The sequence below is a fragment of the Neobacillus niacini genome, from assembly GCF_030817695.1.
Taxonomy (GTDB): Bacteria; Bacillota; Bacilli; order Bacillales; family Cytobacillaceae; genus Neobacillus; species Neobacillus niacini_F.
Genome location: NZ_JAUSZQ010000002.1, coordinates 2,903,609 through 2,915,493, shown reverse-complemented (window position 1 = coordinate 2,915,493; position 11,885 = coordinate 2,903,609). Strand labels below are relative to the sequence as shown.

9 protein-coding genes are annotated in these 11,885 nt (G+C 42.6%); 8 read left to right on the top strand and 1 reads right to left on the bottom strand.

Features of this window, described 5'->3' with window-relative positions; genetic code table 11:
- The first annotated feature begins 12 nt into the window (after positions 1-12).
- The 6 genes from QFZ28_RS14980 to QFZ28_RS14955 all read left to right on the top strand — a co-directional run bounded on the left by QFZ28_RS14980 (position 13) and on the right by QFZ28_RS14955 (position 8,050).
- Positions 13-1,017 carry an ABC transporter substrate-binding protein gene (locus tag QFZ28_RS14980; RefSeq protein WP_307195370.1) on the top strand — a complete coding sequence of 335 codons (1,005 nt, stop codon included), beginning with the start codon at positions 13-15 and terminating at the stop codon, positions 1,015-1,017.
- Between the two features lie 9 nt (positions 1,018-1,026).
- Positions 1,027-1,797, top strand: a complete 771-nt coding sequence (locus tag QFZ28_RS14975; protein ID WP_307195369.1) for a 3-oxoacyl-ACP reductase — start codon at positions 1,027-1,029, stop codon at positions 1,795-1,797.
- A 268-nt stretch (positions 1,798-2,065) separates the two neighbouring features.
- Positions 2,066-2,419 carry a heterocycloanthracin/sonorensin family bacteriocin gene (locus QFZ28_RS14970; protein ID WP_307195368.1) on the top strand — a complete coding sequence of 118 codons (354 nt, stop codon included), beginning with the start codon at positions 2,066-2,068 and terminating at the stop codon, positions 2,417-2,419.
- Between the two features lie 172 nt (positions 2,420-2,591).
- Complete coding sequence (locus QFZ28_RS14965) at positions 2,592-4,511, top strand: putative thiazole-containing bacteriocin maturation protein (protein ID WP_307195367.1); 1,920 nt, start codon at positions 2,592-2,594, stop codon at positions 4,509-4,511.
- Between the two features lie 8 nt (positions 4,512-4,519).
- Complete coding sequence (locus QFZ28_RS14960) at positions 4,520-6,454, top strand: TOMM precursor leader peptide-binding protein (RefSeq protein ID WP_373428138.1); 1,935 nt, start codon at positions 4,520-4,522, stop codon at positions 6,452-6,454.
- A 21-nt stretch (positions 6,455-6,475) separates the two neighbouring features.
- A complete protein-coding gene (locus QFZ28_RS14955) occupies positions 6,476-8,050 on the top strand; it encodes a SagB family peptide dehydrogenase (protein ID WP_307195365.1) in 1,575 nt (524 codons plus the stop codon).
- A gap of 615 nt (positions 8,051-8,665) precedes the next feature.
- On the opposite strand, the gene QFZ28_RS14950 is transcribed toward QFZ28_RS14955, so the two are convergent.
- Positions 8,666-9,727 carry a YeiH family protein gene (locus QFZ28_RS14950; protein WP_307195364.1) on the bottom strand — a complete coding sequence of 354 codons (1,062 nt, stop codon included), beginning with the start codon at positions 9,725-9,727 and terminating at the stop codon, positions 8,666-8,668.
- Between the two features lie 118 nt (positions 9,728-9,845).
- Between QFZ28_RS14950 and QFZ28_RS14945 the strand changes: the two genes are divergently transcribed.
- Together QFZ28_RS14945 and QFZ28_RS14940 are read left to right on the top strand one after the other, a co-directional pair.
- Positions 9,846-10,730 carry a LysR family transcriptional regulator gene (locus QFZ28_RS14945; protein ID WP_307195363.1) on the top strand — a complete coding sequence of 295 codons (885 nt, stop codon included), beginning with the start codon at positions 9,846-9,848 and terminating at the stop codon, positions 10,728-10,730.
- Positions 10,731-10,896: 166 nt separating this feature from the next.
- Complete coding sequence (locus tag QFZ28_RS14940; protein WP_307195362.1) at positions 10,897-11,847, top strand: hydroxyacid dehydrogenase; 951 nt, start codon at positions 10,897-10,899, stop codon at positions 11,845-11,847.
- Positions 11,848-11,885 lie beyond the last annotated feature (38 nt).

The window sequence follows — 11,885 nt, the reverse complement described above, 5'->3', positions numbered from 1 at the left end:
GGAGTTAAACAAATGAAATTGAAAAGAAGTATTACAGCAGCTGTCATCATTCTCGTGTTGTTGTTAACCGCTTGTGGATCAAAGAATAATCAGCAAGAAGCTGCAGGAACAGAGTTAGACATAGTAAAAATTGCGAGCTGGAGTCAGCCGATTTCGGAGCAAACGAACCTGCTCGTTAGTGAGGAAAAGGATTTTTTTAAGGATGAGGGTTTAGATGTTGAATTTATCCCAGGTGCAGGAGGCGGGGATGCGATTAAAAATATCCTTTCAGGTAAAGCAGATATCGCTTTTACTGATCCAGGTTCGCTCTATTTTGCCTTAAACCAAGGGGAGAAATTGAAGGTCATTTATAATATTTATCCTCAAAACGTATTCAATGTTGTTTCTTTAAAAGAAAGCAATATCACTAAACCAGAAGATTTAAAGGGGAAGAAGATTGGCGTATATAGCCTTTCTAGTGGTACTAGGCAAAATCTGCTTGTTCTATTAAACCAAGCAGGCCTTTCTGAAAAGGATGTCACGATTGTTGAAACAGGTCTTTTGAACTTTGCGCCGTTAATGCAAGGTCAGGTAGACGCAACAGCTGCCACAGACACTGGCTTAGTGACAGCAAAAGAAAAGGGATTGGTGGATGTCAATGTACTTGAAGTGAAAGATTATCTTAATGTCCCAAGTGATATCTTCGTGGTCACAGAAAAAACGTACAACGAAAAAAAGGATTTGTTAAAAAAGTTTGTTGAGGCCTATCAGACGAGTGCGGAATGGATGATTAGCGAGCCAGAGGAAGCGGCTGTCTTAGCCGTAAAACATGCGATTGACGGTAAGGATGAAAAACATAATTTAGAAATTATAAAACTGCGAAACGAAACGAGTATTTCGGAGGCAACAAGCGAAAGAGGTTTAGGGGCATTAGAAGTCGATGTCCTACAACAGGGTGCTGATATCTATAATGAGCTGGGACTAATTGATAAGGATTTACAAATGTCAGAAGTTATCGTTGAAGACTTTATGAAATAGGGGGAGCTTGTGAGAAAATTTGAGAATAAAATCATATTAGTTACAGGTTCAAGCAGAGGAATCGGTGCAGCCATCGCGAGAGGTTTTGCAGCAGAAGGGGCCACGGTCATTGTTAATTACGTACACAATCAAGAAGCCGCAGAAAAAACAGTGGCTTCTTGTCTTGAGCTTGGTGGTGATGCTTGGGCGATTCAAGCAGATGTAACGTCTGAATCGGACGTAAAACGTATGATGGAGCAAATTGAACTCGAAGTAGGCAAATTAGATGTAGTCGTCAATAATGCCTTTAAACCCTATGTCTTTAATCCCGATACACGAAAAATGTTCTCGCAATTAAAATGGGAAGACTATCAAGAACAAATTGATGGAGCAGTAAAATCTAGTTACTATGTATGTCAACAAGCCATCCCCTTAATGAAAAAACAAACAAAGGGAAGCATTGTTAATATCGTAACAAACTTAGTCGAACGGCCGATAGTTCCTTACCATGACTATACAACCGCCAAATCAGCGTTAATAGGGTTTAGCCGCAATATGGCAGTTGAACTAGGAGCCTTCGGGATTAGAGTGAATTGTGTGGCACCTGGTTTGGTGTACCCAACCGCTGCAAGCCGAGAAACAAAAGAAGAAGTAAAGGAAATGATCATAGCCCAAACCCCGTTAAGGAGGATTGCTCACCCGGAGGATATTGTTGGACCTGTCCTATTCTTATCCTCGGAATGGAGTCAGTTTATGACAGGGCAGACACTGTTTGTTGATGGCGGGCTCGTCATGAGTTAGGTAAGTTATGCAAAATCTTATGTAAATGATTTATAGAATAATAGGGGCCCCATAGCTGGGCCTCTTTTCCTATTTATCCTGAGAACATTCTTTTCTCAACCTTGAAGGTTTAAAACAATAAAATAGGCTTTTATATTAGTAGCAATACCCACGCATTTTACATAATTTGTTGGGGAAGGTATAGCGGTATTTACCTATTTTCTAGTTTGTTCTGTGCCCGTTTCAAGTTGCTACTGCCCTTGTTTAAATATATAAGGAGGTATTGAAAATGAATGATTTCCAAAGTCAACTCCAGGGGTTAAGTCTTGGGGACTTCCAAGCGACCGAGGCAGTTCCTTTTGACCCAAGCATGTACTATTCTGATCCTACTCGATTTGGTGGTTTTGGTGGTATCGGTGGTTTCGGCGGTATTGGGGGATGTTTTAGTTGCTTTAGCTGTTTTAGCTGCTTTAATTGCTTCCACAGTTGCTTCCATAATTGCGGTGGACATCGCTGCCATAATTGCGGAGGCGGACATCGCTGCCATAATTGCGGTGGCGGACATCGCTGCCATAATTGCGGTGGCGGACATCGCTGCGGAGGACACAATTGCGGTGGCGGAGGCCATCGTTGCGGCGGTTGATAGATTTCGACTTGAAATGAAAACTCCACGTAGAAATTGACAGGAGAAGAGCCCCTACAATTTTTGTATGGGCTCTTCTCTATAACAATTAACATAAGGGACAAATTGAGATACATAGGATGATAGTGATGATAATTAAATATGAAGTAAGCTACGGCTAAGGAGGAGCGAAATGACGAATATGAACCCTTCTATGCGTCTGAAGGTGAAAAGGGACACGTTTTTTCTCCCTGATCCAAACAGCGGTGTGTATTTTCGGAACAATGTAAGCTCATTTCGTATGGAAGGCAGTATGATCGATCAATGGGTTGAAAAGCTGATACCAATGTTTAATGGCGAGTACACCTTGGAGTATTTGACAAACGGATTGCCGAGGGCATACCGAGATAGAGTGTTTGAAATTGCAGAGGCACTATATCGAAATGGGTTTGCTCGAGATGTTAGCCAAGACCGTTCACATCAATTGAAGGATCATGTTCTAAAAAAGTATGCATCTCAAATTGAATTTGTAGACAACTTGGTTGATTCGGGAGCGTTTCGTTTTCAGACCTATCGTCAGGCAAAAGTGTTGGCAATAGGATCTGGTCCTTTTTTTGTTTCATTGGTTGCGTCGTTACTTGATTCCGGATTGCCCAAGTTCCATACGTTGATTACTGACAGTGTTCAGACCAATAGACAGCGGTTGATGGAACTCGTGGAACATGCCCATAAAACAGACGCCGATGTGGAGATAGAAGAGGTCACACTAAACAAGCAGGGGGAAAGTTCTTGGGAGGAAATAGTGAAACCGTTTGGTTATATTTTATATGTGTCAGAACAGGATGATGTAGAGGAACTCCGACTTCTACATAGGGTTAGCAAGGAAGAGAAGAAAGTGTTTCTCCCTGCTATCTGTTTAAAGCAGGCGGGTTTAGCGGGTCCGTTAGTACATGCAGACTCAGAGGTGGACTGGGAGTCTGCATGGCGCCGTATTCACCAAGAGACACTCTTAAGAGAGCAGAAATTTTATGCTTCTTCTTCGACACCCTTAGCAATGCTGGCAAATGTCATCGTATTTGAGTTGTTTAAAGACGTTACCGGTGTAACCGAAAAGGAGAAGAAGAATCAATTCTTTCTTCTTGATTTGGAAACGTTAGAAGGAAACTGGCATTCATTTATGCCCCATCCGCTGGTGACTGGCCAAACATCGTCTAGATTGGTTGAAGATATAGATATGCGATTAGTACAAGGAATCGAAAGAGGAGATCCGGGTAAATTACTCCTTTCCTTTAACCATTTGACATCTAAGGTAACCGGAATTTTTCATATTTGGGAGGAGGGTGATTTAAAGCAACTGCCATTGGCTCAGTGCCGAGTTCAGCCAGTCAACCCATTGGCATATAGGCCAGCTGACATATTGGGTGATATTGTCTGTACAGGTCTGACACATGAGGAGGCAAGAAGGGAAGCGGGTCTGTCCGGAATTGAAGCGTATGTATCACAAATAGTCGGTTTGCTCGATCTACCACCGGAAGTGCAGGTTGGAGCAGGTGAATCATTCGCGGAAAGTGTTTGCCGAGGTTTGCAAAAGTGTTTGGACGAGGAGTTGATCATCCAAAGTCTTAAACAGGAGTATTCAGTCCTCCCAGTGGAGTTAAGTTCGGTAGAAGATGAACGGTGTCGTTTTTATTTGCAGGCACTGACGACATTGCAGGGAGCACCGACTATTGGAATCGGTGAGGAAGTTGCTGGATTCCCGGCTGTGTGGATTGGAACCAATGACGGATGGTATGGCAGTGTCGATTTGAATATCACAATGGCATTACGAAATGCACTTCAACAGGCAATTATTAATGTGCAAAATGAAGAAGAATTCTTTATGGCACGATCATTGGAGGTTTCGTCCATGATTCTGGATGAAAAAGTGCCGCTAAGGATTGAAATTCCTGCGTGTGAAGAGATAATACAATCCGAAAACTTGCTGACTGCTATGGAAATCTTGGAACGGAACGGGAAGCAATTGTTTGTATATGAATTAGAACTAGAACCCTTTTTGAAAGAGGGATTGGCAGGAATATTTGGGGTTTTGGTTCAAGAGGAGGGATTAACGTGAGTGCTGTCATGTTGGTTGTAGGAGAAGGGCTGCTGGCAGACCACATGTGTGAGGAACTTTCATCTCAATACATGGTATTTCGCCAAACCGATTTTGGGGCAATCGTACCGGGAAGTATTGATTTGGCACTGGTTTTACATGATGCATGGAATCCCTCAGTTCATCAAAAAGCAGAAGAGATGTTTCATCGAACCAATACTCCCTGGCTGAGAGGTTTTGTTTCATTTGGAGAGGGCGTCATAGGACCGCTTGTTCGACCGGGTATGCCAGGGTGTTCTCAATGTACGGATATGAGGCGTCTTATGACAGGACACGACCGGAAAGAGATGTGGGAAATACAAAAGAGGTTGGAGTTAACAGGAGGAATGCAGCAGGAACCTTGGGCAACACGTACAGGTCTCTTACACTTGGCTCACCTGATCGTGGCGGAGGTCCAAAGAATTATCCAAGGTAATCAGGCCCAATCTAAAGGAAAGGTATGTTTTATCAATCTGAAAACATTGAAGAGTTCCTGGCACAGGTTTTTGCCCGTCCCCTTGTGTCAAGTTTGTAGTCAATTACCTGAAGATTCACCAGCCATGGCTCGAATTTCTCTGCAGCAAAGTCCGAAGGTTACCAACGACAGTTTTCGAAGCCGTTCGTTAGATGACCTGAATAAGGTTCTCATAAAGGACTATCTTGATCCTCGAACAGGCCTTTTGAATAATAAAATGGTTAACCTCGTGCACACTTTTGCTGATGTAAGTGTTAATTTGCCTTTGTTCGATGGGGATGAGGGAACAGCTGGTCGGACTAACTCCTTCGCGGTAAGTGAATTAACGGCCATTTTAGAAGGATTGGAGCGGTACTGTGGCCTTGAGCCACGTGGTAAAAAGACAGTGGTCCATGACAGTTATAACCATTTGAAAAATCAAGCACTCAATCCGATTGAGGTTGGTGTACACGCCAAAGAACAGTATGAGAGACCTGGTTTTCCATTTACAGAATTTGATCCAGATCGCTCGATTGATTGGGTATGGGGATATTCGTTTTTGCAAGAGCGTCCGATTCTGGTTCCAGAGCTGCTGGCCTATTATAGCTTGGGCTGCGGATCACGAGGGTTTGTCTATGAAACTTCCAATGGATGCGCATTGGGCGGAAGTCTAGAAGAGGCTATTTTCTACGGTATTTTGGAAGTGGTGGAACGTGATTCGTTCCTGATGACTTGGTACGCGCAGTTGTCCCTCCCGCGTATTGAACCTAACTCCATTGAAGACCAAGAGCTGCTGTTAATGATTGAACGGATGCGTGCGGTCGCGGGATATGACCTATATTTATATAATTCTACAATGGAGCACGGAATTCCAAGTATTTTGGCCATAGCGAAAAACAGAAAGGAAAAAGGAATGAACCTTATCTGTGCAGCCGGATCTCATTTGGACCCAGTACGGGCGGTGAAAACGGCAGTTCACGAGTTAGCTGGCATGATGCTGTCATTGGATGAGAAATTAGAGAAGAACCAGGAGGAGTATGTACGAATGTTGCATGATTCTTCCTTAGTGCAACAAATGGATGACCATGGAATGCTGTACGGTTTGCCGCAAGCAGAAGAGCGCCTGCAGTTTTTGCTTGACGAAAATCGCCCATTGCGATCCTTTAACGAGGAATTACAGTGGAAATCAAGACATTTAGATCTTACCGAGGATCTTCAGGATATTCTTCAAGTTTTTCGTCGAAAAAACCTCGATGTGATTGTAGTTGACCAGACGACACCAGAAACAATTCGAAACGGACTCTATTGTGTAAAAGTGCTTATACCGGGGATGCTGCCGATGACATTCGGACATCACCTAACTCGCGTAACAGGGCTGGAGAGGGTGTTTAAGGTACCTATGGAACTAGGATATACAAAGGAACCGCTGACAGCCGAACAGCTCAATCCACATCCTCATCCGTTTCCATAAGCAGTCACTAGGAGGATTAGTATGATTCTAGATGAGTTTCTGCACAATTTGCATTTTGATATTGAGAAGGCAAGCATCCCAAATTGGGAAGTAGATTGGGAGGATAAACCACTTCCTTATAAACTATACCGCGGATTGCCTGTGGTTCCATTATCCCTAGAAGTACCACTCACACTTGAAGAACTGAAGCAACCCTTCATGCCTGACCTGCGTATAATCGGGCATTTTCTCTGGTATGTTTACGGCCTTACTCAAATTAGTCAATCTGTCTTTAGTTTGGATTCCACAGACAATTCAGACGTCATGCAATCGAACAGAAGGTTTGCTCCTTCGGGTGGAGCACTGTATCCAAACGAATTATACGTTTATTTAAAAATCAAGGATTTGCCAATAGGGGTATACCATTATGATGTGGCACACCATTGCTTAGTATTGCTGCGAGAAGGAAATTTTGATTCCTATATTGCCAGGGCTCTTGGTAATCGATGTGACATTTCTGCATGTTTTGTGACGGTTTTTGTATCGACAATGTTTTGGAAAAACTTTTTCAAATACAATAACTTTGCCTACCGACTGCAGGGATTGGATGCAGGTGTGTTGATGGGACAGTTATTGGAAGTATCGAAACGGTTTGGCTTTGAATCTGGGGTATACTTCCAATTTCTTGATCGCGCAATGAATCATTTGCTTGGATTATCTGAACAAGAGGAGAGCGTATATGCAGTCATCCCGTTATCGGTGGAACCAACCATTTGGTCAGCCAATGGGATAGAGATGGACAGAATGGTATCTTCAGCACAGTTGTGCCAAGAATTGAAATCGATTGAGCCGAATCACTACGTCCGGTCACAAAGGATTAAAGAGTATCCGATGTTAACCAAGTTAAATGAATTGTCCATGTTGGATTCTACAACAAAGTTTCCGTTGATTGAGGAGAAGAAAAATGTGATTAGTGATGGTCAAGCTATAGCTCTTCCACATGCGGAGAGGCTGTCGTATGATCTGGGAGCTGTTTGTCGAAACCGATTTTCTCCAGATATTGATTTCATTTTGGGAAAGGTAAGTCAAGTTGAACTGGCAAATCTGCTACACGATGCAACGGATTCCTTTTTGTATCGAAATGATTTGGAAGCTGCGCATCAGAAGCACGGGCCACGTGTCTCACTGAATGTCTGTTTGTATAATGTTGAAGGATTTCCTAATGGTGCGTATCAATATGACAGCACGACTCATGCATTACGCCAGGTCCATTTCGGAGATAATCGACTCCTACTGCAATCGGGTATGTCATTATATAATGTAAATTTGCTCCAAGTACCTCTCTGCTTCCATGTCACAGGAGTTAAGGATTACTATAAAACTACACTCGGATACAGAGGATATCGAATTCAACAAATGGAGGCAGGTATGCTCGTGCAACGATTACTCTTATCGGCAGGAGCCAGTGGAATGGGAGGGCACCCGCTCCTCGGATATGATTCCAACCTGTGTGATGAAATTTACAGGTTGGAACCACAAGGAAAAACAAGCTTAATTCAAATTCCGATTGGTCCCTATCGACATCGTCCTTGGTTATTGGGAGGTTTGTGTAGTTAATAGCCGTGTAAGAAATAACCTCGGTGAATGAAACAAAAGGTTCAGCAAAATAAAGCTCAACTTTGTTAAGTAGCTTGAAACTTCAAAATTAATGTAAGAAATATATTTGTAGAACAGGTTTAAGAGGAATAACACAAGAATAAAGTAAAATAAGTGACGGCATTTCTACAAGTTACATAGAAATGTCGTTAGTTATTACATAGTTTTAAAAAATATCTTGGAGTGCACTGAAAACCTGTCGATTTTTGATTTTCTGTACAGTCCAACAAATAAAAAACCGACCAGACTTCCAAAATTCCGGAAGAAAAGGTCGGTTTTTTCTTAAATTTAGCCCCGAAACTCCTAATACCTTACCCTAGGAATTTTAGTATTCACTTGATTTACTGTGAATATAGCCATGGCACCTTGTAATTCCATGCCAACTAGACCCCAGGATAATGAAACCTTATACCCGTACCGGTGTTTTAATTCGCTATTTTAGCCTCTATAAATTAGATACACTAATTATAAACAAAAAGACAAAAACCCTCGAAAAATATGAGAGTTTTTGTCTTATTGTTTAAGGGACTTTTTCAGTGGCCTCCGTTAAAGCAGCGGGGGACTGCCCCCTTTTTCTTATAGTATAATAAAGGTAATAATCGATAGAAGAATAGATGTGATGAGCATGGCCATGAGCGGTCTTAGGGCTTTTGTTCGGAGGTCATGAAGGCTTACGTTTAGGCCTAATCCAACCATGGCTGATGTGAGTATGAAGGTGGTTGCGGTAGAGATTCCGTCTAGAACTATAGCTGGTACAGGGACCCATGTGCCTACAGCATAACTCCCGAACAAGCTCATTAGAATGAATCCAACCAAAAACCAAGGAAAATCAACTTTTGTTTCTCCGGCCGCATCTGCACTCTTCCGTTTCATCCAATACATTAAAATAAAACATAGTGGAACAAGCAGCAGAACGCGTCCCAGCTTGGCCAGCAGTGCCATTGCTAAACCATCCGGACCTGCAGGCGCACCTGCTAAAGCTACATGGGCAATTTCATGAAGGCTGCTGCCACTCCAGATCCCGTAATCAATAGCAGACAAGGGAAGAAGTGGACGGATAATCGTATAGATGATGGAAAAAATGGTGCCAACAAGAGCGATGATTCCGACCCCAATCGCCGTATCCTCCTCTTTGGCTTTGATGATGGGTGCTACCGCTGCAATTGCAGCTGCCCCACATACTCCTGTTCCAACTCCCAGTAGCAAAGATAAAGATGAATCCGCTTTCAATCGTTTACCCAGCCAAACGGTAGCGAGAATTGCAAACACGATCACGCCGGTATCACGGAGCACAAGCCACAAGCCTTGGTTCAGAATCACATCGACATTCAGTTTAAGTCCATATAAGACAATCGCAAACCGTAAGAAATATTTCGCTGAAAATTGGATTCCTGCTCGTATTTTTTCAGGATATCCAAAAATTTGCCGGTAGATGATGGCCAGGATAATCGCACAGGCCATGGGTCCGACTCGGTTAAAACCGGGTATTGCTGAAAGGGCAAATCCTGCAACCGCAAAGACAATGGTAAAAGCGATACCGCCTATCCATAAACCCGCTTTAGATTTCGGCTCCGGCTTTTTTTGCTGTTGTTCGGCTATGTCGTGTGAAGATAATGCTCTCGCTGATTGACTACTCATTCAATCACCCCACCACTTATTTGTACTTTCATCCTACTCTCGTTTTGTAGATAAGGAAAATAATAATATATAATAGTTATGATAAGTAAATTGATATACATAAAATCAGGGGGGTAACATGGATCACTATTTAGAGGTGTTTGTAAAGGTAGTAGAAAAGGGGAATTTTTCAAAGGCTGCAGAAGATCTTCACATGACCCAGCCGGCGGTCAGCCAATACATCAAAGTCCTGGAGGAATCTGTTGGAGCCCGGCTCTTGGAACGGAGTAATAAATTTGTCCGCCTCAATAAGGCAGGCGAAATTGTCTTTCATCATGCAAAAGAGATTCTTGCTCTCTATTCCAATATGCAATATTTAATCGATGACCTCACCAACAAAGCGAGCGGCCCCATTGCGATCGGTGCGAGCTACACGTTTGGGGAATATATCTTGCCACACATTATCGCAAGGCTGCAGGCAAAATACCCGCTCATTACACCGACGATTCAGATTCACAATACAAAAGAAATCATCGACCTTGTCCAAACCCACCAATTAGACATCGGTATCGTAGAAGGGCAAATTAACGAAAAAATACCCAATGTAGAAATTGTTTCTGAAGATAAAATGGTCATTGTCGCTTCACCGCTTCATCCTTTGCTAAAAGAGCAAAGTAAGAGAAAAATATCGGAGTTGGGGAAGGAGACATGGATTTTACGAGAGAAGGGGTCAGGAACAAGGGAAGCTGCCGAACATCTCTTTCAACACTTTAATTTTACCCCTAAGAAAATAATGGAGTTCGGAAGTACACAGGTCATCAAGGAATCGGTTGAAGCCGGCCTGGGGATCAGTCTGCTTTCCCAATGGGCGATAAAAAAAGAGCTGATGTATGGATTTTTGGAAATCGTCGACGTGGAAGGATTGCCGTTTAAACGTAACTTCTCTATTTTAACGTCTTCCCCTTATCAAACAAAAGCCTTACAACAATTTATTGAAACATTACGGGACTACTTGGGTGATTGAAGGGGTATGAAGTGGATGTGAGAGGGAGGTGCTTGCGCTTCACCTGAAAAATGATAGAAATGCCCCCTTACCATGCATCAAGAATCTATTGACCAAACTTGCAGAGGGTGATTTAATATAGTTATGTGGTTGGGTCACTGAGCCAAAAAAGGAGGGAAGTTTTTTTATGAAAGCCTTGATAACAGAATTAATTTGGAATGAAGGAATTGAGGAACTGCTACGCCAAGGGTATGAAGTGAATTATGATGAGAGCCTATGGAACAATCGCGTGAAGCTGGTCAATCTGGTTAAAGATTATGATGCGATTATTGTTAGGAATCAAACAAAGGTGGATCAAGAACTACTAAATGCCGGAACCCGCTTGAAGGTAGTCGGCCGCTTGGGTGTGGGAATGGATAACATTGATATAGCAGCGGCGAAAAAAAGAGGGATTCAAGTGGTTTATGGGCGACATGCGAATGCCACATCTGTTGCGGAATATGTTCTGTCGGCCATGTTAAGTGCGAATCGGCCTCTGCATAAAGCGAATGCTGATATAAGGGCAGGATATTGGAACCGTAAGAAGTTTACGGGTGGAGAGATCTCAAATAAATCACTTGGTTTAGTTGGATTAGGTGAAATCTCCCATCGTGTAGCAAAGCGGGCACTTGCTTTTGGTATGAAGGTCATTGGCTATGATCCATTTATCACGGAGTATGACCACATTGTTTCCGAAACAGGAATCCAGCTGATAGAGTCTTTAGAAGACGTATTAACGAAGTCCGACTTCATTTCCTTTCATGTTCCATTAACACCTCAGACGCATCATTTAATCTCCGAATTCGAATTAAGGAAAATGAAACCGTCGGCGTATATCATTAATACCTCTAGAGGAGGCATCATTAATGAAAATGCACTGGCGGCCGCATTGAAAAGCCAAACCATTGCCGGGGCTTTTTTAGATGTCCTTGAAGTAGAACCTATCTCACAAACTAATCAACTCTTATCCTGCGAAACGGCGACGATCACACCTCATATTGCAGGGCTCACCGATGAATCTCAGATCAGAACCTCGTTATTAGTTGCAAAGGAAGTAGTGAAAATACTAAATGGAGAACGTTCCTTATGCGTTGTTTAAACAAAATATTTAGAAAATTAAAATATTATTGTTGACTA